This is a genomic window from Arthrobacter sp. TJ-265 (assembly GCF_058269135.1).
Map to the genome: position 1 here is coordinate 1,495,008 of NZ_JBZCND010000001.1, position 25,736 is coordinate 1,520,743.

The window sequence follows — 25,736 nt, forward strand, 5'->3', positions numbered from 1 at the left end:
CGCCGCGATAAATGTCGGAGCATCCCCCTACGCTAAGCCTACTTACATTGTTCGAGGAGGATCGTGACCATCACCCTGCAGGATCTTCAGGAGACCGCCGCGTCCACCTTCGGCTGGGACCGGCTGCGCCCCGGCCAGGAGCAGGCCATGAGCGCGGTCCTCACAGGCCGGAGCGTCCTCTGCGTCATGCCGACCGGCTCCGGCAAGTCGGCCATCTACCAGGTGCCCGCCATGGCGCTCCCCGGGGTCACCCTCGTCGTCTCCCCGCTGATCGCGCTCCAGCACGACCAGGCGGCGTCGATCAACGAACGCACCGGCACCACCCGCGCCCGGGTCGTCAACTCGAGCCTGACGAAGCGCGAGGTGGAGGACGCCTGGTCCGCCGCGGCCGACGGCGAGGCGACGCGCGCGAAGTTCCTGTTCCTCGCCCCGGAGCAGATCGCGCGGGACGACGTCGCCGCGCGGCTCCGGGCCCTCGACATCTCCCTCGTGGTGGTCGACGAAGCGCACTGCGTCTCGTCGTGGGGGCATGATTTCCGCCCCGACTACCTGCAGCTCGGGCACCTCCTCCGCGACCTGGGCGCCCCCGTCATCGCCCTGACGGCCACGGCGTCCCACCCCGTGCAGAACGAGATCGTCGATCGGTTGCGCCTGGTGGACCCGGTGGTCCTCGTGGAGGGCTTCGACCGCCCAAACCTCTTCCTCGACGCCGTGCACCACGTGGAGGAGGAGGACAAGCTCCGCGCCGTGCGCGACCAGGTCCTCGGGCTCGCGGGGCCGGGCCTGGTCTACGTCGCGACGAAGAAGGCCGCCGACAGGCTCTCGTCCGAGCTGCAGGAGAAGGGGCTGCGCGCGGACTCGTACCACGCCGGGAAGCTCAGGAAGGAGCGCGAGGCGGTGCACGAGGCGTTCCTCGACGGCACGGTCGACGTCGTGGTGGCCACCACGGCGTTCGGCATGGGCATCGACAAACCGGACGTGCGCTTCGTCGTCCACGCGGACATCTCGGACTCACTGGACAGCTACTACCAGGAGATCGGCCGGGGAGGGCGCGACGGAGGCGAGGCCCGGGCCATCCTGCACTACCGCCCGGAGGACCTGTCCCTGCGGCGCTTCTTCGCCGCGAGGTCCGTCAACCGGACGCAGCTGCGTGAGCTGTACCTGCTCATCGCCGCCCAGGCCAGGCCGGTCAGGATCAAGAAACTGAAGGAGCTGTCGGGCCTGTCACCCCGGAAGCTGACCGGCCTCCTCAACCTGCTCGAGGCGTCCGAATGCATCGCGGAGGGTGCGAAGGGGTACCGCGCGAGGAAGATGACCGCTGAGGACGCCGTGAGGCGCGGGGTGGAGCAGGCCGAGATCCGCGAGCGGATCGACCAGTCACGCGTCGAGATGGCCCGACGCTACGCCGAGACGCGAGGCTGCCGCCGCCAGTTCCTGCTCGGCTACTTCGGGGAGGACCTCGCCGAGGCCTGTGGGAACTGCGGGAACTGCGCCCGGCGCGAGGACGCCGTCGGGCTTCCGGAGCCGTCAGCGGCGCCGGCTCCCGACGACGAGGACGTCCCCTTCGACATCGACAGCCCGGTGGACCATCCCGACTGGGGAACCGGCACCGTCATGGGCTACGAGGACGGCGTCATCACCGTCCTGTTCGACTCGGAGGGCTACAAGACGCTGTCGGTCGACCTCGTCCTGGACAAGGAACTCCTCACCGCGGTGGCCCCCACGGCATAGGGCGGAGGCACGGAACCGTGGCCGGCCCGTCCCGGCGTGGGCCCGGGCCGGGACGGCACCTAGGATTGATCCGGTGACCCCGTTCAGCCTCGACCGCCTGCGCCGCCGACCCGACCTGGACACCCCCGAGCTGGTGGCCGTGGATGCCGCGGACCGCCTGCTCCTCGACACGTCCGCGGAACGGCTCCGCCTCCCCGGAGGCATCGCGACCATCAACGACGCCTACGGGGCGCTCACGCTCGGCGCCGCGCACCTCTCCGGCCGGAGCGGGATCCGCGCCTTCCAGGACGGCGTGGTCCACGAGCGGGCACTGGCGCTGAATGCAGCCGACCAGGGGCTCCAGGGCACCTACCGGTCCCTCGCCCTCGACGCGGGACTGCTCGACGGCGTGTCGACCGTCCTCCTGCGCCTGCCGCGCTCCCTCGACGAGCTCGACGAGATCGCCTGGACCATCGCCGCCCACGCCCGGCCGGACGTCGTGGTCCTGGCCGCAGGGCGCATCAAGCACATGTCCGTCTCGATGAACGCGATCCTCGGCCGCCATTTCGGCGACGTCACGGCGGGCCTCGCCCGGCAGAAGGCGCGGGTCCTCACAGCGTCGGCCCCCCGTCCGGTGGGCGCGTCCTCCTTCCCACGCCGCGCATCGCACGACGTCGGGCTCGCCCGTCCGCTCGAGCTCCTCGCCTACGGGGCCACGTTCGGCGGGCCGGCGCTCGATCCCGGCACACGCCTGCTGCTCCCCCACCTGCGCCGGCTCCCGCCGTTCCCGACGCACGCGGCGGGAACGGCCGACGTCGTCGACCTGGGCTGCGGCAACGGGGCCATCGCGGCCTTCCTGGCGCTGACCCATCCGGACCTCCGGGTCCTCGCCACGGACCAGTCCGCGTCGGCGACGGCGTCCGCTGCTGCGACGGCGGCCGCCAACGGTGTGGCCGACCGCGTCACCGTGAGCAGGGACGACGCCCTCTCCGCGCTGCCGGACGCCTCGGCGCGACTGATCGTCCTCAACCCGCCCTTCCACCTCGGCAGCACCGTGCACGCCGGCGTCGCCCACCGGCTCTTCGATGCCTGCGCGCGCGTCCTGGCACCCGGAGGGGAGCTCATCACGGTGTGGAACAGCCATCTCCGCTACCGGCCGGTCCTCGAGCGGGTCATCGGCACCACGCGGCAGCTCGACCGCTCGTCCCGCTTCACCGTCACGGCGTCGACCCGCCGCTAGGGTCGCCGGCGACGTCTGCATGCGTCCGGGCCCGCCTCGAGTGCGCACCTCCGGTGGGTCGTGGCGCCCCGGACCCACCACACCTGCACACCCGGCACCGTGGAGCGCACCCCGCACACGGAGAAGGCCCCCATCCAGAGGACGGGGGCCTTCGACGGTACTGCGTCGACGCGGGAGCTTACGCCCCGGTCAGCTTCTCGCGGAGAGCGGCAAGCGCCTCGTCGGAAGCGAGCGTCCCGGAACCGGACCCGGCATCGGCGACGACGGGCTCGGACGAGTAGCTCGTCGAGTTCGACTCGACGGGCTCGTTCGCCGCAGCGGCGTCGTCGGACGCGTGCTGGACGACCTGCTTCTTGTGCGACTCCCAGCGGGACTGTGCCTCGGCGTACTGGGCTTCCCAGGCAGCGCGCTGGTTCTCGTAGCCCTCGAGCCATTCGTTCGACTCGGGGTCGAAGCCCTCGGGGTACTTGTAGTTGCCCTCTTCGTCGTACTCGGCGGCCATGCCGTAGAGCGCGGGATCGAACTCGGTGCTGTCGGCGTCGACGCCCTCGTTGGCCTGCTTGAGGCTGAGCGAGATGCGGCGGCGTTCCAGGTCGATGTCGATGACCTTGACGAAGAGCTCGTCACCCACGGAGACGACCTGCTCGGCCAGCTCGACGTGGCGGACGGCGAGCTCCGAGATGTGCACGAGGCCCTCGATGCCGTCCTCGACGCGGACGAACGCGCCGAAGGGGACGAGCTTCGTGACCTTGCCGGGGACGACCTGGCCCAGGGCGTGCGTGCGGGCGAAGGTCTGCCAGGGATCTTCCTGCGTGGCCTTCAGCGACAGGGAGACGCGCTCGCGATCGAGATCGACCTCGAGGACCTCCACGGTGACTTCCTGGCCCACCTCGACGACCTCGGAGGGGTGGTCGATGTGCTTCCAGGACAGCTCCGAGACGTGCACGAGACCGTCGACGCCGCCGAGGTCCACGAACGCACCGAAGTTGACGATCGAGGAGACGACGCCCGGACGGACCTGGCCCTTCTCCAGCTTGTTGAGGAACGTGGAACGCACCTCGGACTGGGTCTGCTCGAGCCACGCACGACGCGACAGCACGACGTTGTTGCGGTTCTTGTCGAGCTCGATGATCTTCGCTTCGATCTGCTGGCCGATGTACGGAGCCAGGTCGCGGACGCGACGCATCTCGACGAGGGACGCGGGCAGGAAGCCGCGCAGGCCGATGTCGAGGATGAGGCCACCCTTGACGACCTCGATGACGGTGCCGGTGACGACGCCGTCCTCTTCCTTGACCTTCTCGATGTCGCCCCAGGCGCGCTCGTACTGAGCACGCTTCTTGGAGAGGATCAGGCGGCCTTCTTTGTCTTCCTTGGTGAGAACCAGAGCCTCGACCTGATCGCCCACGGAGACGACGTCCCCGGGATCGACGTCGTGCTTGATGGAAAGCTCGCGGGAAGGAATGACACCCTCGGTCTTGTAACCGATGTCGAGCAGGACCTCGTCGCGGTCGACCTTGACGACGGTACCCTCGACGAGATCTCCGTCGTTGAAGTACTTGATGGTCGCGTCGATCGCTGCGAGGAAGTCCTCAGCGGTGCCGATGTCGTTGATCGCGACTACGGGGGCACCTTGCTTCTCGGTGGTGGTGATGGTCATGTAGTTGGGGCTCCGTTGTGGATGATTACTTGCTCCGGTCACGCCGGCCCCCGCGGTGCCGGCAACGCCGGCAGCGGGTTCCTGTGTCCGGATGTGGACGAATGGGAAAGGACCTCGGTGAGGTCCAGGAATGGTGGTGCGTTCTCATGGCCCGCCGGTTCAGCACCGGCAAATATCAGAGCGCACCACGCGCCTGTCCAGTCTAGCCTCGGGGTCCAACACCGTCAAAGCAGCGCAGAGCCCGGGAGGTGGCGGGTCGGCACGGTGCACAGGCGCGTGGCGGGCCCTAGAAGTGCGTGATGCAGTAGGGCTCCTGCGCGCGTCCGAACAGGGTGTCGAGCACGTCGACGGCGTCGTCCGTGTGGGCCGTCAGTCCTCCGGCCGCCGCGAGCGTGGAGACCGGCACCCCGCCGAGGTACAGGGACCCCAGCGCGTTGACGGTCACGGTGACGTCCGGGGCGGCCTCGACCCGCTCGACGTCCCCGGCTCCGTCGACGACGGTCAGCGCGTAGGAGCCGTCGGCGATGCCGTGGTCGTCCAGCACCTCGAGGACGATCCTGCCGCTGCCCCGGTACGACCGCTTCCCGAGGGCCGCCGGTACGTCGAGCAGCCGGACCCACAGCACGTCGTCGGTGCCCTTGACCTGGTAGCAGCGCCGGTCGCGCAGCGCCCAGGGCAGGGCGTCGTCGCGGCGCGCGCCGTCCCAGGTGATCCGCTCCACGAGGTCGAGCGATCCGAGGTAGCGCCACAGTTCGAGGTAGGCGGACGGCGTGGAGGCCACGAGGTCCACGACCTTCATCGTGTACGGCGTGGTCTCCCAGCCCGCGAAGCGGTAGCTCACGAATCCGGCGGGTTCGCCTGCGGCGTCGTAGTGCACGGCCATCCGCACGGCGCGGTCCTCGACGGGCCGCTCACGGCCCCAGGCACCCGAGATGCGCCGGGCGACGGCGTACTGCCGGCCGACGGAGCCGAAGGTGACGGCCTGGAAGCGCTCGAAGATCGTCTCGGCGAGGTTCACGGCGTGTTCCCGGGCGACGAGCGCCGTCGTGCCGGTCCTCGGCGCCGTGACCTCGAAACGCTCGCGCACGTCGACCTCGATGCTCTGCGTGAACGTGGCGCAGCCGAAGCCGAAGCGCCCGTAGATGGTTGCTTCGGAGGCGGTCAGGATCGCCAGCGGGAGTCCGCGCTCCTTCGCCTCGCGCAGGTCGCGGGTCATCATGGACCGCAGGATCCCGTTGCGCCGGTGGCTGGGACGGACCGTGACCGCGGTGATCTGGTGGACGTCGAGCTGCGCGGCACCGACGTTGAGCGCATGCACCATGGTGCCGTAGGTGGCGACCGGGTGGCCCGCGCCGAGGGCCTCGGCCGGCTGGGCGTTGTCATGCACTCCCCAGAGCACGCGCTGGTCCGCCTGGTACGCCGCGAGGTAGTGCGGGACGTCCTCGGGATCGAGCGTCCCCTCGTGGAAGCCGATGCTCTCGCCGTCGAGCCACTTCGCGAAGCGGCCGTCCGTCGAGGCGTCCTCGTCGGCGCCGACGGTGAAGATCTCTGTCCGGAGGTCCGGCTGGTGGGTGGTCTGGGCAGGGGCTGTGTACTGGCTCACAGTCCACCAGCCTAGACGGACGCCGCAGGCCTGCACCAGCACGACGCCGGGCGGACCGGAGGGGGGACCTGTCGCGGGTCCGGTGATCAGTGCGCGGCGTCGTGCCAGCTCGCCCCGGTCCCCACCGAGACGTCCAAGGGGACCGAGAGGTCCGCGGCGGCGGCCATCTCCTCGCGGACCAGCGCCTCGACCTCGTCCCGTTCCCCTTCGGCGATCTCCAGGACGAGTTCGTCGTGCACCTGCAGCAGCATGCGGGACGCCAGTCCGCGCTGCGTCAGCGCGTCGTCGACCCCGAGCATCGCCTTCTTGATGATGTCCGCGGCGGATCCCTGGATGGGTGCGTTGAGCGCGGCGCGTTCGGCCATCTCCCGCAGCTGGCGGTTGTCGCTGGAGAGGTCCGGCAGGTAGCGGCGCCGCCCCTCGATGGTGGAGGTGAAGCCGTCCTTGCGGGCCTGCTCGACGATCCCCCGCAGGTAGTCGCGCACCGCGCCGAACCGCTCGAAGTAGTCGCGCATGAGCGTGCGCGCCTCGTCCACGGAGATGTTGAGCTGCTTCGAGAGCCCGAACGAGCTCAGCCCGTACACCAGCCCGTAGGACATGGCCTTGACCTTCGAGCGCATGGCGTTGGTGACCTCCTCGGGCGCGACGCCGAAGATGTGGGAGCCGACGAAGCGGTGCAGGTCCTCGCCCTCCTGGAAGGCGGAGATGAGCCCCTCGTCGCCGGAGAGGTGCGCCATGATCCGCATCTCGATCTGCGAGTAGTCGGCCGTCATGAGGCTCTCGTACTTCTCGCCGTTCCGGCCCTGCCCGACGACGAACACCTCACGGATGCGACGCCCCTCGTCGGAGCGCACCGGGATGTTCTGGAGGTTCGGGTTCGTCGAGGACAGCCGGCCGGTCGCCGCGATGGTCTGCAGGTAGGTGGTGTGGATGCGGCCGTCGTCCCCCACCGCCTTCCGCAGGCCCTCCACGGTCTGACGCAGCTTCAGGGCGTCGCGGTACGCGAGGAGCTGCTCGAGGAACGGGTGGCCCGTCTTGGTGATGAGATCGGTCAGGGCGTCGGCGTCGGTGGAGAACCCGGTCTTGATCTTCTTGGTCCTCGGCAGCCCGAGCTCGTCGAACAGGACGGCCTGCAGCTGCTTCGGCGAGCCGAGGTTGATCTCCTTGCCGATGATCCGGTAGGCCTCCGCCCCCGCCGCGCTGATCGTCGTCGAGAAGTCGTCGTACAGCCGGTCCAGCCCCTCGACCGAGACGGCGACACCCGTGAGTTCCATGCGGGCCAGCACTTCGGCGAGGGGCAGTTCCAGCCCGCCGAGGAGCTGGTTCGCGCCGCGCTCGACGAGCTGCCCGGCGAAGTGCTCGCTGAGCTGCAGGGCGGCGTAGGCGGCCACCACGGCCGGCGATGCGACGTCATTGCCTCCGAGATCGAGGGCCTGCTGCCCCGAGGAGTCGGTGGCGGCCGCCGTGATGGACAGGCGCAGGTGGTACTGGGCGAGATCCGCGAGGTCGTAGCTGCGGCGGTCCGGCTGGATGAGGTACCCGGAGATCGCGGTGTCGTCGACCTCCCCCGCGAGCAGGAACCCGCGGGCGGAGAGCAGCTTGAACACGGTCTTGAAGTCGTGGACGATCTTGGGCGCATTCCGGTCCGAGAGCCAGGCCCCGAGCACCGTCTCGGCGTCGGCGTCGAGCTGTTCGAGCGGGATGAACGCGGCGTGGAGGCTCGTGACGACGGCGATCCCGACGACGTCGGTGGCGCCCGCCGTCGTCTCCGTCGCCAGCGCGAGGGACGCCTGCGCCTGGTTGGTGGCGTTGAACCAGTGCGTCAGGCCGGCGGCGTCCTGGAGCATCTCGTGGGCGGGGGCATGCTGCTCGTCCGCCTCGTCCTCGCTCTCCTCCTCACCGAAGAGGTCGAACAGGCGCTTGCGCAGCGTGTTGAACTGCAGCGAGTCGAAGAGGTCCTCCACGGCGGAGCGGTCCGGGTGCTGCGAGACCATGGCCGCCAGGTCCACCGGCAGGTCGAGGTCCGTGAGGAGGCGGTTCAGGCGCCGGTTCCTCTTCACGTCCTCGATGTTCGCCCGCAGCGAGTCCCCGACCTTGCCGCCGATCTTGTCCAGGTTCTCGAGGATGCCCTCGAGGCCGCCGTACAGCTTGATCCACTTGGCCGCCGTCTTCGGACCCACCCCCGGCACGCCGGGCAGGTTGTCGGCGCTCTCCCCCACCAGCGCGGCGAGGTCCGAGTACTGGTGCGGCGGGACGAAGTACTTCTCCTCGATGGCCTGCGCGTCCATCTGCGGGATGTTGGTGACGCCCTGCTTGGGGTAGAGCACGGTGACTCGGTCGTTGACGAGCTGGAAGGCGTCGCGGTCACCGCTGACCACCTGGACGTCCCAGTCGGCGGCCGCCGCCTGGCTGGCCAGCGTGGCGAGGATGTCGTCCGCCTCGTAGCCGTCCATCGAGATGGTGGGGATGCGCATGGCCTCCATGACCTTGATGATGAGGTCCACCTGCCCGTGGAACTCCTCGGGCGTCTTGGAACGGCCGCCCTTGTACTCCGTGTACTCCTCCGACCGGAAGGTGGGGGTGTCGAGGTCGAAGGCCACCGCGACGTGGCTGGGCTGCTGGTCCTTGATGAGGTTGATGAGCATCGCCGTGAAGCCGTACACCGCGTTGGTGTGCTGGCCGGTATCGGTGGAGAAGTTCTCCGGCGGCAGGGCGTAGAAGGCACGGAAGGCCATGGAGTGGCCGTCGATGACGAGGAGCCTGTTGCGTGAGCCGTCGCTGCGGCGCTCCGTAGCCTGCGCGCCCTCCGTCGTGGGTGCCGCCGTGGATGTCCCGGCGGCGTGTTCCACGGGAGGTGCGATGGTCAGGGTGACAGCAGGTTTGGTCGTTTCACTCACAGGTGCCAGCCTAGTTCCCATGACAGACAACCGCACCCGGCCCGACGCCGTCCAGCCACCGTCCGAGGAGCGCCTGGCCGAACTGGTCGCCGCCGGGATCCCCGCCGGGATGCACGGGTGGCTGGGCCGTTACGGGGTCGGTGCCCTCACCGTGAAGATGGGGATCGTCTTCTCGGAGATGAGCGCCGAGCGCGTGGTCGCGGCGATGCCGGTCGAGGGCAACCAGCAGGTGGCCGGCATCCTGCACGGTGGCGCCCACGTGGTGCTCGCGGAGACCCTGGGCTCCTTCGCGGCCGGGATCCATGCCGGCCCGGGCCGGCACGCCGTCGGGATCGAGGTCGGCGCGACCCACCATCGCAGCATCACCTCGGGTCTCGTCACGGGCACCGCCACGGCCATCCACCTCGGGAGGACCCTGACGACGCACGAGGTGGTGATGACGGACGAGCAGGGCCGGAGGCTCTCCACGGCCCGCATCACGAACATGATCCGCGACGACCGCGGCTGACCGGACCGCGCCGGTCCTCCGCGGACAGGGCCTGCCCGACGGGCGCAACCCCCGCGCCGGCCCGACCCGTTCATTGCCGTGGCGCGGAGCCCTCCCTACCGTGGTGCGTAGGCGACCGAACGGGCCGCCCGATGATCGGACCGATCCGACGGAGGCCCCATGGCCGACAAGACGCTGAAGACTCCCGCCGCCCTCCTCGCCGTCGGCAGCCTCTTCCTCGGCGACGATGCCCGAGGGGGCGACGACTAGTGGGCCGCCGACCCGCCCTCGCCCGTGCCGCCCTCCGCGGCGCGGCCGCCGGCCTCCTGGGCACAGCAGCCATGACCGTCGGCGAACTCGTGGAGCAGCGCGTCACGGGCCGGCCCGACTCCCACATCCCCGCCCGCACGCTGCGGATCCTCTGCGGCCGCCCGACGAGCAACACCGCCCACTACCCGGTCTGGAACCACGCCATGCACTGGTTGACCGGCGCCACGCTGGGCGCGCTGCGCGGCGTCTGGTCCGTCACGGGCATCCGGGGTGCTCCGGCGACGGCAGCCCACACGGTGGTCCGCCTCGCCTTCGACCAGACGCTCGAGAACGCGACGGGCGCGGGGGCCGCGCCGTCCCTGTGGCCCTTCGGCGAGAAGGTCGTGGACAATCTGCACAAGGCCGTCTTCGCCACCGTGACAGGCCTCGCCTCCGATGCCCTGAACCGGCCCGACCTGATGAGTACGGCGGGGGCGCGGAGCCACTGAGCCACGGCGTGCGGGCTCAAGCCCCCTGCGCCGCGAGCCCCTCCTGGATGTGCCGGCGCAGCTCGGCCGGGCGGAAGGGTTTGCGCAGGTAGCGGTCGGCGCCCGCCTCGTAGCCACGCTTCTCGTCGGACGGATCGGCGCGCGCGGTCAGCATGACGATGAACGTCGCCGAGAAGCGCCGGATCCGTCCCGCTACCTCGAACCCGTCGATGTCCGGTAGTCCGACGTCGAGGGTGACGACGTCGGGCCTGAGCCGACGGACCATCTCCACGCCGGCCAGTCCCGCAGGTGCGGTGTGCACGCGGAAACCTGATCCCGTCAGGACGGTGTGCAGCAGATCCCGGACGTCGTCATCGTCCTCGATGACCACGGCGGTGCGGGGGGAATCTGTGGTGGTCATCCCCCGAGTTTACTCCGGTGCGGGCCGCCAGGGCCGCCCCTCGGCACCCCGTGAGCTGCTCCTCGACGCGGCCGACGACGGGTGCTCAGTCGCGGGTGCGCGCCCGGCTCGGCTGCACCCTCATGGGCTCGCCGGGCATCTTCGGGAAGTCGGGCGGGAACGGCAACTCGCCGAGGCCGTTCTCGACGTCGCGGTCCCACCAGCCGCGGAGTGCGTCGATGCTGCCCGGCTGGGCGTGCAGGTCCTCCCACGGGTCGCCGAGCGTCCTCAGGCGGTCCGGCACGGTCGCGATCGTGAAGGACGCGGGGTCGACGCCGTCCAGTTCGTCCCACGTCACAGGGCAGGACACCGGGGCGTGGGGCAGGGCCCGCGGGCTGTAGGCGCCGGCCATGGTGCGGTCGCGGTTCGCCTGGTTGTAGTCCACGAAGATGCGGGCCCCGCGCTCCTCCTTCCACCAGGCCGTCGTCACCTTCTCCGGCATGCGGCGCTCGAGTTCGCGTCCGGCGGCGATGACGGCCTGGCGGACCTCGAGGAATTCGTGCACCGGTTCGATCGGGGCGAAGACGTGCAGGCCGCGGTTGCCCGAGGTCTTCACGAAACAGTCCAGGCCCGCCTCGCCGAGGACGGCCCGCAGCGCATGGGCGGCGGCGATGACGTCGGCGAAGGTGGTGCCCGGCTGCGGGTCGAGGTCGATGCGCAGTTCGTCGGGCAGGTCCGGCGTGTCCGCCCGCGAGGCCCAGGGGTGGAAGACGACGGTGTTCATCTGGGCCGCCCAGACCGCGGACGCAGGCTCGTCGAGGACGAGCTGCGGGTGCGAGCGTCCACTGGGATAGGTGACCACCACGCTGCGCACGTAGTCGGGGGCGCCCTTGGGCGGGTTCTTGCTGAAGAAGAAGTCGCCGTCCACGTCGCCGCCGAAGCGCTGCAGCGACACCGGCCGCCCGCCGTTCGCGCGGAGGAACGCGGGCGCGACGTCCACGAGGTACCGCGCGAGGTCGAGCTTGGTGAGCCCCGCCTGGGGCCACAGGACACGGGAGGGGCTGGACACCCGGACGGCCCGCACGCCGTCCGGCCCGTCGACGTCGAGGATCATCGCTTCGCTGGCCATGGCCTCAATGTACCCCCGCCGTGCAGCGCGGCAACGGGTAGGCGGTTGCCCACCTGCAGCCGGGAAAGGGCGCGTGGACCCGCCCATACGGCAGTCTTCCGCGGAGTCCGAAGCCGATGACTCGAAGCATGGACGGCTTATGATGCGTCGCTGTCGAGGAAATGTCCTGTGGTGCACGCATCGCCGACATCGCCCACCGAATCCTGCCGGTCGGACGCACGTATCAGTCCAGACCTTCCTCGCGGTACCGGAGGACTGCGCGGTGGGCGGCTGTGCCCATGAATAGGGACACATTGCCGCGCGCTGGGCGGATTACTGCGACGTTGGCCGGCTAGAGGCAACCCGATCCAACGGCCTCGACGACTATTGCCCGATGGCGTCTGAATCATGGCGCGACGGCGGTCCGACACCGAGTTTTCCCAACGGCGAATTGCGGATGTTCCACGGATGGATCGCACCTGAACGGGTTACCAGAACCACTCAGAACAAGTGCTAGAGGCTGCGGACGAAGGCGGCGGCATGCTGTTCATTCAGAACGGCAGCAAAGTGGACGAACACAGTACATCGCCGTCGAGTACAGGCGCCTTCCGGCCCAGGACGCGTTCCTGTCAGACGAAGGACTCGCCATCTATGTCGTTGATGAAACGATCGACAATGTGAATGAGGAGGAATGCCTTGCCTTCGAACTCCTGCAGGCCAACAACCAGCGCTATCTGGCAGGGATCTTCGGGCGAGGCAACTGCGGGACGCTAACGATCTCTACCCCTTCGAGGCAAACGACACCGCCAGCTGCAGGACCCAATCCCCTCTCAACCGGCCGAATGGCAAGTGGTCAGGGGTCACACTCAGCGTTCCCGGAAATCCGTGTGCCGCCCAAATGATGGTTGACGTCACGGGCCACTGACACGAGGTGGCGCTTCAAGTCGCAGCTGATCAAAGCCTGGCGCCTTGGCAACGGCGAGCACAAAGAATGTCAGTCCAAGCACCACGGCCACGACGTGTGGAAGGAAAACATTGGCCATCAACGGAGCACGAGAAAGCATCTTTCGAACATTCTCAGGATCGCGTCTGATCGAAACATCTGACTTTAAGTCTCCCCCTTGGCCAGTGAAGCCCCACCACCAGTCCACCTTGAAGTAAAGACAAGCTGGCCGTCAATGACCAAAGGATTAAAATGGAACGCTGCTACCTCGATGTCCCGCATTCAGAAGTGATACCGCATTTGATGCCGCTTCATCAGCACGTCGATGAACCAGAAGCCAAAAGCCGTGACTACCGCTAGCAGGAACAGGGCGGAGTGGCGCTTCTCAAAGCCGAAGCCCAACGCGGGCAGAGACACCCTGACAGATTAACCCTTCACGATCATCAACCTGCCGTAAAACTCCGAAACGACCTTCATGATGGCGTCATACTCCCGGCCCAGATCCTCTCTCAGGGCATCGGGAGACGTCGGGCGCTCTTCTTTGCCCATGCTCTTGTCCTAATGTTGCGGGAGTACACGGCCGCCTCATCTCACCGCTTTTGTGACCTCAGCTCCTCGTATACGGGAAAGCGAGCAGTGGGCATCTCAACGGTCGGGCGGATGGTGACGATGAGCTGAAACGGACCTCTATCAGGTTGGGTTATAGCTTATGGGTGCTGCATGTATGTAGGCCGTTCATTTTTCGTCCAAGGCTCTGACGCAATCCTGACGGGAGTCTCAAGGAGAGGCTTGCTGCTCGTCATCGTAGTCACAAATTAACCCCAGTGTGTTACACGCCCGTTACGCCTAGACCAGTTGGCCGCGTGTCGTCCTCTTCCGCTCGGCATCCTTCAGAAGGTGGGGATTTCTGCACAGGTTGCCCACACCCGGGCCGCCGGCAATCAACCATTCTGACCGACGACTCTTGTCTTTCCGCAGACCACGAAATGATCGTCAAACTTCAGGTCGCCTCTGACACCGCCGTGAAGGACCGCTCCACGGCCATGGTCAGGTTCGAAGCAATGCCGCTTCCTGCCCCGTGAACAGATGCTCGTGGAAACTCCAGAGAAAGCTCGAATCATGGTCTCCCGCTATTTGGGAGCTCTTCGCCCTGGGCTTCGGACATGCCCGAGCATTCCACCGGCCGCGCATAGCGCTCGATCACCCGGCGTCGGCAGGACTTGGACGCATCTCCCAATGTGGCTCCGCCTGCCGGGCAAATGCGGTCGACTATCCACGCCGTTAGAACGAGGTTCTAGCACCGGTGCCACAGGGCCTGGCTCATTTAAACGAAGCCTGTCAGCGCTCAGGCAGGGCCCAGAGCGCACACTTTGCCCACCACCTCATGACGTCTAACGGAGGGCACGATCCGGGCTCCCCCGGCGACAATCATCCTGCAATAACATCCCGGTAACGCTAGCTATCTAGGATCATGCCAACATACGACACGACGCTACGGAGGCCAGATGTCACTTGCAACAGAGATTCGCCAAAAGACCGAGGTGGGCGCATTTGAGCCCGATTCTATTTGTTTAATCGGCGGACCTTACGTGCTTCAGGCAGGCATCCGCTCCTCAGTTCCCGAGGGCAGCAAGAAATTGCTGGCCTTCGTGGCACTGCACGGCGGTCCGGCGGACCGGCGCCAGACCGCCGGACTTCTATGGCCTGACGGCACGGACGAAAGGGCCGCAGGGAATCTTCGTTCGGCTCTTTGGCGGCTTCGAGAGGCAGGCGTCCAGGTGATCGAAGCCGATAAGTCCTGTGTAGCGATGCGCCACGGGGCGATCACTGACATACAAACGCTTCACGGCTGGGCCAACAGGGTAATTCATAGGGCACCCAATGGTCGCGACATGCATGTTCCAAAGCTACTACCTCAGGCTGTGAATTTACTTCCTGGATGGTATGACGATTGGGTTGTCTCAGAGCGTGAACTTTTGCGACAGCGTTTATTGCATGCAATCGAACGCCTCTGCCAGTCTTTGGCTTCATTGGGGCAGTTTGCCGAAGCCGTAGAAGCCGCCATGAGCGCAATCCAAATTGAACCCTTGCGGGAAAGTGCGAATCGTGCGTTGGTAAACGTTCATCTTGCCGAGGGGAACGCTGTGGAAGCACTACGGTGCTATCAAGCGTATAGGAGTCTCGTCTACCGGGAATTAGGCGTTCTGCCGAGTCCGGATTTCACCCGCCTCATCGACCAACATGTTCCCGGAGGAAACCGCGTGCGACGTTGAATAAGCAGAGCGCGAATCTGGAGTCACGGTTTTTGCATTTGACTCATGTTCGACTATCGCCTGCAAGACGTGGAGACTGTCAAATCCCTCTTTTTGGCAGCATTCGCAGACCTACACAGGTAGCGCGTCGTGATTTGGGCAACCGGCGCATCGTGGCATGCAAGCATGAAGTCCTAAAGACTCGCATCAATCACTAGAAACGGCCGACTACGTGAACCGTCGGCACCGGGGAATTTTATAGCCAAAACGCGGTTCAGCCAGCTAGCTGGCCGAAGACACTGCTCATCAGGCTGCCAGCATCGAGTGTGGGTTGGTGGACGACGATGTTGTCCAGGCTGAGGTCGAGGCCCGTGGCCTCGGACCAGCGGACGGGGAACTCGACGCCGAGCTCCACGTCGGGGCCGAACTCGCCGAGGGTGCGCTGCCAGGGGCCGAACGTGTGGGAGACGTCGGTGACGAGGAGGTCGACGCCGATGGTCACCGAGGCGCTAGCGGCGAGCCGGAACTTGGGGCGGACGTTGGCCGCGACCCGGGTCTCGATGGCGAGGCCGGCGGTCGGGCTCCAGTCGACCTCGAGGCCGGCGGAGGTGTCGGCCTGGATGCCGAGGGTGCCCTGGAGGCCGACGCGGCCTTGGGCATAGGCGACCGCGGCGCGGGCGCGGAGGCCGCCGCCGACGTCGAGGGTGAGGCCGGCGTACGCCGGCACGAAGAACTCGCCCGCCCCATGCACGGTGGCGAGCTCGGGGTGGTCGAGGTCCAGCTCGGCGGTGATGGCGGCCCCGCGGATGAGGCCGGCGCCGACGTACGCTTCGAAGGCGATGCGCGCGTCGACGAACGCGAACACGCCGACGCCGACACCCGCGACCGAGACGCCCCAGATGGGGAACTCGGGGGGCTCGAGGTGGAGCAGGTCCTTGCTGTAGTCCCGGCGGGGGAACGCCTCGAACTCGGGCGGCAGGGCGATGGTGCCGCTGAGGATAACCCGGTTGTCCGGCGTGAGCTCGACGCCTGCTGTGCCCTGCAGGATGTCGCCGAATCGGATGGTCACGCTTCCCTGGCCCGAGGCCCGGATCGTGCGGGTCGGCGGGCCGTCGACCGGGTTGCCGTGCTCGTCGACAGGAGCGTTGGTGGCGGTGAAGTTGATGGTGCCACTCGCGGGACCCTTGGCGACCTGGCCCGCGGCGGTCATGGTGACCCGGCCGTCGAGGTAGCGCAAGTCGATAGTGCCGGTGGCGCCGGGGACTGCGAGCATCGCCTGGCCGGTGCCACTGAAGCTCCAGCCGCCCTCGGGACTCCTGCTCGCGGCGAGCGACATGGTCGCGTTCTGGACTGCCGGGAGGTTCGCGAACGGCAACGGGATGTTGTCGGCGCCGATGCGCAGCCCCTGGTCGGGCGTGTAGCCGACGGTAAGCACCGTGCCGGCCAGGGGTGCGGCCAGGTTGATGGTGCCGTTGAAGTCGAGCCGGTCCCGCGAGAGGAACACGGTCACGGTGCCCGAGTCGACTCCAGGGAACTTGTCCTTGTCGACCCGGAGCGTCCCGCCGGCTGTCAGGGTGTCGGTGGCCAGGTCGTACGTCGCGGTGACCTGGGCGGGGGTGAAGAAGTCGGTGTCGAAGCTGAACGCGCCAGCGAGCCGCGGACCGGCGCGGCCCATCTCGGCCGTCACCGACCCCGAGCCGAGGCCGTTGACTAGGAACCCGGCGTACCCCTCGATGAACAGCCCCTGGGCGCCGACGCCCAGGGAAAGCGCGGCCTCGCTGACCGTGAGCGGCCCGAGGCTGAGGTTCTCGGCCGGCACCGGGAAGCTGATCATGACGCGGTCGCCGTACAGCACGAGCGGGACGTTCAGTCCCGGGAGCAACGCCTTGGACGACAGGATGCTGCCCGTACCGACCAGCACCCCCTCGGCGTTCACGCCCAGGTCCGCGAACGTCAGCGGGCTCAGCGGGGCGAAGTCCATGCTGGCGAACTGGTTGAGCAGTGACTGGCGCGAGAGGTACCCCGCGATGCCGAGCCCCGGGTCACGCAGCACGTCGACGGGCCCGCGCTTCTCGCCGATCGGGTTCGACGAGCCACGGGCGACCTTATTGATAACGACGTCCAGGGAGAGCAGCCGCGTCTCGGCCTGGTCGGTCGAGCCGCCGTAGTACGTGCCGCCGACGACCCAGATGTTCGGGTACAGGAACGACATGCCCTCCACCTGACCGGCCGCGTTGAGCCGGACGGCCTTCATCGCCCCACCGCCAGGGCCAGGGAAGATCCGGACACGTGCCGGCTGGACCCCGTTGCTCTCGAGCCGCAGCCCGGCCGCGACCAGGTCCGCCTCCGTCATGAACTTCAGATGATCGAGGTGGGCGCCCGCGGCGACCTGGGCCGGGGCCCAGAAGTCGCGGGGCGCCGTCGGGAAGCCGTTCCCGGCCGCCACAGTGGCGAAGCGGATCGTCCAGTTCCGCTTGATCTCCGTGACGTCGGTCGGCTTCTCGGTGGCCGGGATCGAGCGTGCGCCCTTGACCTCGTCGAGGATCACCTTCAGGTCCCGGTCGATGTTCGTCTTCAGCGCGCTGCCGACGGCGCTGTTGTAGCTGCCCTTGAGCAGAAACATGTTGTCCGCGGCGTCGTTGCCGCCGATCTGGAGCTCGAGGAAATGGTCGGCGTCGAGGGTCTCGCCCCTGCCCTGGAGCGGGCTGCCGGTCGTGCTCCACTGGGGCCGGAGCAGGGCGTCCTGGTCGGACAGCTCGTCGAGGGTCCCGATGAAGACGTGCCCGCTGCTGTTCTTGAACGTTAGGTAGTAGACCGGCGTCGCGCCGCCGGTCCCCGTCAGCTGCGGCACGTTCGGGGTCGCGGTCCGCATCTGGTCCATCTTGGCGCGAACCCCCGCCTTGAAGTTCGTGCGCGCGTACGCCGTCCACACCTCGTAGGCCTTGCTGTCGTCGCGGGCCGGGACGGGACCGAGCGTGAACGGCGCACCCGGCGCGGGTACGGCGCGTCCCGGCCCCGCGACCGGCGTCACCAGCCCGCCCGCGGCCCCCTTCAGGGCGCCCGCGACAGTCGGCAGGCCCAGGGCCGGCAGGGTGATCGTGCCACGCGTGTTGCCCACGTTCGTGGTGTCGAGGCCCCCACCCGCCAGCCTGCTGGAGGTGAAGGTGGTGGAGGTCGCGGCCTGCTCCTGCTCCTCCTGCTGGGGCGGCGTCGTTCCCGTGCCCGGGGTGGTCGTCCGCTGCACCTTCGCCCGTGCCGCGCCACCAGTACCGCCCTGCTGCACCGTATGGGTCAGCTCGTGGGCGATCAGCTCGCGGCCCGAGGGGGTGTGCGGGCGGTACTCCCCCGCATTGAAGAACACGTCCCGCCCGACGGTGAACGCCCGCGAATGCAGGGCCCGGGCCGCGCTGGCCGCGCCGCTGTCGTGATGGACCCGCACGCCGGAGAAGTCATGGCCGAGGCTGCTCTCCATCAGGCTCCTCGCACCGCCGTCGAGAGCCTGGCCGCCGCCCGCCTGCATCCGACCGATCGAGCTCTCCACCCCCGCCGGCGCGACGCCGCCGCCGCTGTCAGTTGCGTCGCGTTGGGCGCGCTTGCCCGGCCGCCTGTCGTCGTCGACTCTCGGCAGCGAGGGCGTCGGCTTGCGTTGGACGGATCCCGCCCGCTTTGACGCCGCGTCGTCGGGCTTCTCTTTCGTCGCCGGCGGGAGGGGCGCGTGCTGCGCCCCCAGCGCGGTGATCGTGGGGGGGATGTACGCCGCCTCCACTCCGCGGCTGATCGCCTGGCGGGCCACGTGGTCGGCCTCGCGCTCGAAGCGGTCCCCGGAAGCGCCGACCGCGAGCTTTTTTTGGATCGGCTTCTTCCCGGCCGGCTTCTTCTCCGGCGCGTCCCTGGCCTGGCTGGCCGGCTTGGCTGCGGGCACGGGCGAGCTACACCTCCTCGACGATCTCGATCGTCGCCATTGTGGTGGCTAGAGCCGAGGAGAGGGCGGCAGCCTGGGCGCGGTTGAGACCGAATCGCTCCGCCATGTCCGCCGGCTTCAGCCGGGACACGCGCTCTGCATCGTCCCACGTCGTGATCTGGCCGGCCTTCAACAGCGCGGCGGCCGCAGAGGAGCTCCTCACACCAGCTTTCTCCGATTCGGGCTGGTGGGCGAGAACGGAGGCGACCACCGACAGCCGGCCGGCGTCCGTCAGCCGCCCCCGCACCTTCAGGCCGACGCCGCCGTCGACCTCTTGGATTTCCGTGACCTTCGGCGTCTCGTCGCCGGAGGCCGACAGCCGGACCTTGGCGACTGGCACGCCGCTCGCCGTGAGTTCCTTGAGTACCTGGGTCAGTGAGCCTCCCGGCTTCGGCAGGGGTCTCGAGGTCTCCGGCTGGTTGTCACTACCGCGCCCGTGCTGCGTCGGCGGCTGGGGCGTCGAATCGGCTAGCTCGACGAGGCGGTAGGTCGCCAGCGGTCCCGGCGCGATCGTCGCCTCGTCGTCGCGGTGCACGACCTTCTTGCCGATGCTGACCATCAGGCCGAGCGCCCGCTCGGAGTCGACGGACAGTGCGAAGCTGCCCGCCTTGTCGGTGTCTATGCCGGCGAGTGTCTCGTCGCCGGTGACCAGGGCCACCAAAGCCCCGACGACCGGGTCGCCGTCGTCGAGCACATGCCCATAGACTCCGACCGTGCCGGCGCCCGCCCGGGGTTCGGTGACGCGCAGCCGACGTACCTCGGCCTGCGCGACGCGCACGGCGGCGTCACTCGCCGCGGCCTCTGCCCGGCGGGTCTCCACCGACGCCCCGCCGCGGGCCTCAGCCCGGGCGAGCTCCAGCCTCGCCTGCCGGGACCGCATGACGACCAAGGCCTCCCCCAGCCCGTTGCCGATCAGCATCACGAGGCCGTGGGCCTCCTGAGGCTCCGGCACCAGGCTGTTCAGCTTCCGCAAGGCACCCAGGGTATCCTCGTTGTCCCGCATCGGCGTGCTCCCTCCTCTCGTCACTACGCTACGCGCTCAGGTTGAGCTGTACCACGGAGCCGACCAGGCCGACGGCAGAGATGGGCCGGGTCGTCTGGTTCAGGGCTGCGGAGTTCCACACCAGTGCGAGGCTGGCCACCGACAGGAACGCAGGCACGGCGTCCTGCCCGCGGTTCCCCGTGATCCGCACTGTGACACCCATGATGAGGGCATCGACGACGGCGAAGCGGCTGTCGGGCTCGATGCCGAACTGGTTGTCGGCGAAGCCGACGTCGTCGAACGACGCGATGAAGATCGCCGACAGCGTCATGGGCGGGCCGTCGGGAAGCGGCCGGTGCAGGCTCACCTGGTTGTCGTGGAACATCGTGGGCCCGCAGCATCGGAACCGGGCCGCCGCCCTCGTTGCCGGGAGGTGGGTGCCGGGTGTGGAGGGGCTCATCACCTGCGCGAAGGTGCCCGCCAGCCCTTTGTGGTCACCCCTCACCTCCTGCTGCATCATCGCAAGGTCGGTGGCGACCGCCAAGTTCACCAAGTTGACCGCGTCGCCACCGAGAAGGTCGAGGATCAGTTCGACCCGGTCCAGGTCGAACCTGGACCCCGACGTGCGAATTCGTTGGGCGTACGACAGATGTGTTGCTGCGTCCTGCAGCGCCGCGAACAGCCGGCTTCGGTTGCCTCCGACCAGGCGGTTGTCGTTCACTATGACCGGTCCCAGGGCTAACCCCCGGAGGGCCCGACCCGCAGGCTGGCTGACGATGTTGCCGTGCATCGTCAGCGCTGGGGTGTCGCGGCCGGACATCGCGCCGGCGCCCTTGGCACCGATCCCGGCCCTTACGGCTGACAGGTGGACCCCGGCATTGGGTCCGGCTGCAATACGCTCTGCGTCGAACCGGCCGTTGTCCTCGATCCGGTTGTCGACGACCCGGACGTCCTCCCCGTACACCATGCCGATCCCGCACGCCCCGCCGCCGAACTCGCTGCCGTTGCGCAGGATCTCGTTGCCGCGGAATACGCAGTCGAGCGCGAAGGCGAGCGCGATCCCGCCGACCGGGAAGAAGGCCCGCAGGAGCTTGTCGTCGACGTTGATCTCGAACTGCAGGTTGTCGGCGACCAGGTTGTCGGCGATGAGCAGGCGGCTGACAGCGACCGCGTCGCCGATCGAGCCATCGGGCGACAGTCCGAGCGGGTATGTCGCGATGCCGCTGCTGCCCATCCCGAGGACGCGGTTGTGCAGGATCTCGACGTCCTCGACCAGCCCCTCCGAGACGGGCACGTCCACCTCGTCGCCGCCGCTGGGGTTCGGGTCCACCGGCTCGACGCCGATGCACCCGGCGTCGCCGGTGACGTGGCGGAAGCCCTGCAGCATGTCCTGCCAGCCACGCTTCACCGAGCCGGCGTCGCTCGAGGCGTGCGCCCCGACCGCCGCCATCAGGACGAAGTCACCATCCCTCTCGAGCTCGACGCGGCCGACTTTCACGAACGTGATGGACCCGAGTGTAATCCCGATGCCGGCGCCGTCCTCGATGAGGCAGTCGCGGATGGTTACACCCAGCGAACCCCCGCCGATCTGGACGCCGCCCAGGACCAACCGCCCGGGGACCAGTCGCTGCTCGCGCCGGGCACGAACCTCGCAGCGTTCGACGACGAGGCCCTCTCCCTGCAGGAAGACCGCCGGCAGGCTCTCGAAGTCCTGGAGCCGGATCGCCTGTGGGAACGGGCCCGCCAGCACCCGGCACCGCAGGAGGGTCGCACCCTCCATGGACCGCGCCAGCACGGCGCACCCCGCAGGCGCGACGAAGACGCAGTCCTGCACGAGCAGCGCGCCATGCTCGACCGCGTCGTCGGACGGGTCCCAGCGACCGGCCACAATGGCTGGCGCCGCACCGGATTCGAAGACGATGTCGGAGAAGCCGATGCGCATCGCGTCGATCACGTAGATTAACGGCTCGTCGGGATCCTCCGGCACCCAGGTGGTCTTGCCCGGACAACCGGTGAACCGGAGATCGCGTCGGCCGCCGACCACCACGTTGGCTGGGTGCTCACCCGCTAGCAGGCACACCGTCCCGCCCTCGGACGGCACGAGCGCCAGCGCGTCGGCGATCGAATCCACATCACCGATGTGGCTCCCGGGAGGGCCGACGGTGACGGTGCAGCACGTTCGGATCTTGTGTAGCGGTCGAAACCGCTCCCGGCAGTCGTGCACATCGCCGGTCTTCAGGTCGACGATGGCCAGGGCGGCCACGTGCCTGCGCGGCCCGTGCGCCCGCATCCCGTCCCTCAGGGCCCACGGCAAGACCCGCGTCGGCGCGTCAGGACGTGCGGAGACGGTCCAGCCGTCGCCCGGCAGGGTGGCGCCGTCGAAGGTGACGGTGAGCCCGGTGCCGACCAGGGTCCGCCCGGCGCCGACGGTGAAGGGTACGTCGGGACCGGCGGCGTCCCCGCCCCCGGTCCAGACCCTCATGTAGAGGTGCCGCTTCGTGCCCGCCGGCGCCGCCGGGTCGAGGGGCGAAGTGGCCAGCCAGGCGAGCCAGGCGGGATCGACGTCGGACCCGACCTGGATCGACCTGTCCCGGTAGCCGCCCGTCACCCGGAAGTAGTCGCCGTCGAGCTCGGCGACCCGTTCATAATTGGGCAACAGGACGTCGCCGCGCAGCAGCTCGACGGTCTGGCCGGGGCGGGGGCGGAGATACTCGTCGCGGGGCTCGGTGAGGAACCGGATAGTGCGCTGGTCCGCGTCGACGGTAACCCGGTAGAGCTGGGCCGCGTTGTCCTCGCCCCACACGAAGAAGCCGGGGCGGGTGCGCTTGATCCGGTAACAGTTGTTGCGGTTACCGAGGTACCCCGGCTCGACCGCGGGCTTGCAGAGATCGAGGTCGACATCGGTGTCGTCGAAGCCTACCGTCAGTGTTCCCGAGGGCGCGATCGCGCCGGTCAGCGGGTCGAGCGCGTCGGCGACCTCGGGCGCTAGCACCTCGGCCAAGGCCTCGCCGCAGTCGTCCGCCGTGGTCGGCGCCTGCCGAACCCGCCAGCACCGACGGGTACGACCGGACCCGTCCGCCCCCCGCAGCGCTGGCTCCAACAGTTCGGCGTCCTGGACCCCGGTGACGACGCGCTCCTCGACCTCCAGCCAGACCAGCACCCGGGTTCCGCCACCCACCGGCTCGTCCTGGGTGAGCCAGTTGCCGTCGACCTGGTCGGCGTACGCGAGCAGCCCGGAGTTCTCCACCCGTGCTCCGCCCACGTAGTAGCTGCCGGCCAGGATGGCGAAGCCATCGTCGACCCCGGCGGGCACGACGATCCCGAAGCCGTCGTCGGGCGTGCCCAGCGGCGTGATCGTATCGACAAACTCGGAGTCGTGCGTCCAGTCACCGAGCTCGGCGGCGTGGTTCTCCTCCGCGTCGGTGGGCAGCCGCCCCTGCTGGCGGACGACGGTATGGAACAGCTTGTCGCGGTCGGCGAAGCTGCGGGAGACATCAGCGGTCATGACTTTTCCTTCACGTCTGGACGATCAGCTGGACAACGGCTTGGACGGGTGCGAACTCGGCGACCTTGGCGGACAGGTCGGCGAGCTTGATCGATGCGAGCGCCCGGTTGAAGACGCCCATTTCGGTGCCGCCCTCCGCGCCCCCCCGCACTTCTTCGGGGCAGGTTGCGGTGAGGACGCCCAGGCCGGCGTCCCCGAAGCGGACCGACTCGAAGCTCCCCGGTGGCAGCCCGTCGGGGAGCACGAAGCACTCGTACGGCGAGGGCGTGCGGCCGCCGCTGCGCACCATCGAGAAGCGCAGGCAGCTGTTTTGGGCGTCCTGCACCTCGAGGACACCGTCGATGATGGAGTCGTTGATCTCGGCACGGCCGAGACGGCAGTCGCCGAGCACTGTGGACCGGTCGATCCGCACCTCCGCGCTGGCGAGCGAGAGCACGGGATCGGCGCCGAGCGGCAGCAGGATGGAGTCGGTCACCGCCACCCGGGCCGCGGTGCACGCGACGGACGAGCCCGTGCTGCCCGCCGCCTCGTGGATCGACCCGAGGATGCACCGGCCGATGACGAGGTCCTCGACCCGGCCGGCGACGACGAGGCGCAGGTGCGGTATGGCCTGGGGCACCTGGCCGGCCAGGGCCGCCTGCGTGCCCCCGGGGTCGATCGTCAGGTCGGCCAACTCGACGCGGTCGAAGGAGCCGGTGAGCCGGAGCTCGCACAACGGCCCGCCCTTGGCAGTCCCGCGCAGGAGCGAGCCGAGCCAGAGGCCGTTCAGCAGCAGGGAAGCTCCGGCGCCCTGCGCCCGGACCTCGATCGATGTCCCGTTCGGGGCGGGGCGCAGCAGCACGAAGGGCCGCTCGCGGTCAGCGGCCCAGAGCTGAGCGGTCCCGGTCACGTCCATCCCGGAGCCTGCCGTGGTTGGAGTATAAGTCCGGCTGTCCCCGAAGACCCGGTCCCCGGTGACGGCGGACAGCACCGGTGAGGTGGCAGCGATGGGCGCGGGCCCGGCGTCCGGGATCCGGTTGCTGCGGTCGTGAGTGCCGGCCCCAACGGGGAAGAGGATGCCGTAGTGGGCCCGGCGTACCTCTAGGACCGGTCCCGTGGCGTGGGTGAGCTCGACGAGGCCGAGCGCCGGGTCAACGAGGACCTCGACGCCTGCGGCAACGGTGGCGCCGTCGGCCCAGACGTCGAGGCCCGCACCGACCACGGCGTGCGGTGGCAGCGGAGCCGCGCCGTCGAGCGCGAGGCTGATCGACGGGCCGGCGGCGCCGACGTCGGCGAGCAGCCGCGCCTTGGGGGTGTCGACGACCAGTGCCGCGGCGAGAAGGGCCGGCAGGTTCCCGGAACCCGCGGCGGTCGCCGCCGCAAGCAGTGCCTCGGCGGATTCGAAGGTCCGGCCGGCCAGGCCGCCCCAGCCCGGTCCTCCTGTCGCCTGGGACGTGGGCAGCCGGTAGAGCACCGCGTTGAGGCGGTGACAGGTGATCGGCATGCGGACGTCCCACTCGGCCGGCCTCTCGCAGTCGCGCCGGGTGACGTCTCCGGACTGGAACAGCGGGACGTGGCCGCGGCCCGACGGGTCGATCGCGTAGTGGGTCGCATCGAGCCGGAAGGGCGTGACGTCCGCGAGCGGGAAGGCGTACTTGCGGTAGAGGGCCAGGTTGACCTTGGGGATGTTGTAGCGGCCGCGCGTCCCCCGCCTGGGCCGGAACTCCGGGCGGTAGGCGAGATCCTCGAACGGCCCGCCGACGACGTCGCCGATCCGGGCCCGCCGCAGGTCCGGGAAGCCCCCCTGCGGCGTGTGGGTGACCGGACCGACCGGGAACGTGCGGTCCAGGGCGTGCGGGTAGCGGAGCAAGTGGACGAACGCCTCCTGGGCCACGGCGTCCCAGTCAGCCACCTCCTTCGCCAGGGTCTCGAGCAGCCGCGGGGTACCGGCGCGGCGGCGGTAGGCGAGGGTGTGCCCCACATCCGTCCGGCGGCCCGCCGAGTTCAGGGGGTGAAGGAGGCGCGTCCCGAGCAGCTGCCCGAGGTACGCCACGGCCCAGTCGTCGGCCTCGTCGATGCGGCTGTCGGCCAGGACCCGGTCGATGCTGCGGCGTTCCACCGCCGCCTGCCCGGCGAGGATCCCGACGAGCGCCCGCAGCTGGCCGGGGTGCCCTGCCAGGCCGTCCTCGTGCCGGTAGATCTCGGGGATCAGGGCCCAGATCTTCTCGGCGTAGTGCCGCTCGTAGTCGTCGTGGGCCGGACGCGCCTGGGCCAT

General features: G+C 69.0%; 16 protein-coding genes. 5 read left to right on the forward strand and 11 right to left on the reverse strand.

The features are described 5' to 3' along the window. Window positions 1-63 precede the first annotated feature (63 nt). Window positions 64-1,731 carry a RecQ family ATP-dependent DNA helicase gene (locus AC4D2E_RS07165; RefSeq protein ID WP_490952103.1) on the forward strand — a complete coding sequence of 556 codons (1,668 nt, stop codon included), beginning with the start codon at window positions 64-66 and terminating at the stop codon, window positions 1,729-1,731. Window positions 1,732-1,804: 73 nt separating this feature from the next. Then, window positions 1,805-2,950, forward strand: coding sequence for a class I SAM-dependent methyltransferase (locus tag AC4D2E_RS07170; RefSeq protein ID WP_490952104.1), 1,146 nt, complete (start codon window positions 1,805-1,807; stop codon window positions 2,948-2,950). 178 nt (window positions 2,951-3,128) lie between these two features. Here the strand turns inward: AC4D2E_RS07170 and rpsA are convergent, their stop codons facing one another. The 3 genes from rpsA to polA form a co-directional block, all read right to left on the reverse strand. Beyond that, window positions 3,129-4,607 (reverse strand): 30S ribosomal protein S1, encoded by a 1,479-nt coding sequence (rpsA, locus tag AC4D2E_RS07175; protein WP_104164781.1) that lies wholly within the window; start codon window positions 4,605-4,607, stop codon window positions 3,129-3,131. Window positions 4,608-4,893: 286 nt separating this feature from the next. Then, window positions 4,894-6,210 carry a GNAT family N-acetyltransferase gene (locus AC4D2E_RS07180; RefSeq protein WP_490952105.1) on the reverse strand — a complete coding sequence of 439 codons (1,317 nt, stop codon included), beginning with the start codon at window positions 6,208-6,210 and terminating at the stop codon, window positions 4,894-4,896. Window positions 6,211-6,296: 86 nt separating this feature from the next. After that, entirely contained in the window at window positions 6,297-8,945 is a 2,649-nt protein-coding gene (gene polA / locus AC4D2E_RS07185) for a DNA polymerase I (protein WP_490952336.1), read from the reverse strand. A 181-nt stretch (window positions 8,946-9,126) separates the two neighbouring features. On the opposite strand from polA, the gene AC4D2E_RS07190 reads away from it, so the two are divergent. Then, the gene (locus tag AC4D2E_RS07190) at window positions 9,127-9,615 is read left to right on the forward strand and encodes a hotdog fold thioesterase (protein ID WP_490952106.1); all 489 of its coding nucleotides are present in this window, start codon (window positions 9,127-9,129) and stop codon (window positions 9,613-9,615) included. Window positions 9,616-9,863: 248 nt separating this feature from the next. Then, on the forward strand, window positions 9,864-10,352 hold the full coding sequence (locus AC4D2E_RS07195) for a hypothetical protein (RefSeq protein ID WP_490952107.1): 489 nt from the start codon (window positions 9,864-9,866) through the stop codon (window positions 10,350-10,352). 16 nt (window positions 10,353-10,368) lie between these two features. Here the strand turns inward: AC4D2E_RS07195 and AC4D2E_RS07200 are convergent, their stop codons facing one another. From AC4D2E_RS07200 to AC4D2E_RS07215, 4 genes are all read right to left on the reverse strand, one after another. Continuing rightward, window positions 10,369-10,752: a response regulator transcription factor gene (locus AC4D2E_RS07200; protein ID WP_104164774.1), complete on the reverse strand. Its 384-nt coding sequence runs from the start codon at window positions 10,750-10,752 to the stop codon at window positions 10,369-10,371. An 85-nt stretch (window positions 10,753-10,837) separates the two neighbouring features. Then, window positions 10,838-11,860: a non-homologous end-joining DNA ligase gene (gene ligD, locus AC4D2E_RS07205; protein WP_104164772.1), complete on the reverse strand. Its 1,023-nt coding sequence runs from the start codon at window positions 11,858-11,860 to the stop codon at window positions 10,838-10,840. A gap of 1,204 nt (window positions 11,861-13,064) precedes the next feature. Next, window positions 13,065-13,199 (reverse strand): hypothetical protein, encoded by a 135-nt coding sequence (locus AC4D2E_RS07210; protein WP_490952108.1) that lies wholly within the window; start codon window positions 13,197-13,199, stop codon window positions 13,065-13,067. Between the two features lie 9 nt (window positions 13,200-13,208). Further along, window positions 13,209-13,331, reverse strand: a complete 123-nt coding sequence (locus tag AC4D2E_RS07215) for a hypothetical protein (RefSeq protein WP_490952109.1) — start codon at window positions 13,329-13,331, stop codon at window positions 13,209-13,211. Window positions 13,332-14,287: 956 nt separating this feature from the next. Here AC4D2E_RS07215 and AC4D2E_RS07220 point away from each other — a divergent pair. Continuing rightward, window positions 14,288-15,055: an AfsR/SARP family transcriptional regulator gene (locus tag AC4D2E_RS07220; protein WP_490952110.1), complete on the forward strand. Its 768-nt coding sequence runs from the start codon at window positions 14,288-14,290 to the stop codon at window positions 15,053-15,055. Window positions 15,056-15,308: 253 nt separating this feature from the next. On the opposite strand, the gene AC4D2E_RS07225 is transcribed toward AC4D2E_RS07220, so the two are convergent. From AC4D2E_RS07225 to AC4D2E_RS07240, 4 genes are read right to left on the reverse strand one after another with little or no spacing between them, the layout of a single operon-like run. Beyond that, window positions 15,309-18,956, reverse strand: coding sequence for an eCIS core domain-containing protein (locus AC4D2E_RS07225; protein ID WP_490952111.1), 3,648 nt, complete (start codon window positions 18,954-18,956; stop codon window positions 15,309-15,311). A gap of 7 nt (window positions 18,957-18,963) precedes the next feature. Further along, window positions 18,964-19,998 (reverse strand): hypothetical protein, encoded by a 1,035-nt coding sequence (locus AC4D2E_RS07230; protein WP_490952112.1) that lies wholly within the window; start codon window positions 19,996-19,998, stop codon window positions 18,964-18,966. Window positions 19,999-20,026: 28 nt separating this feature from the next. Beyond that, window positions 20,027-23,482: a hypothetical protein gene (locus tag AC4D2E_RS07235; protein ID WP_490952113.1), complete on the reverse strand. Its 3,456-nt coding sequence runs from the start codon at window positions 23,480-23,482 to the stop codon at window positions 20,027-20,029. 10 nt (window positions 23,483-23,492) lie between these two features. Next, entirely contained in the window at window positions 23,493-25,736 is a 2,244-nt protein-coding gene (locus AC4D2E_RS07240; RefSeq protein WP_490952114.1) for a hypothetical protein, read from the reverse strand.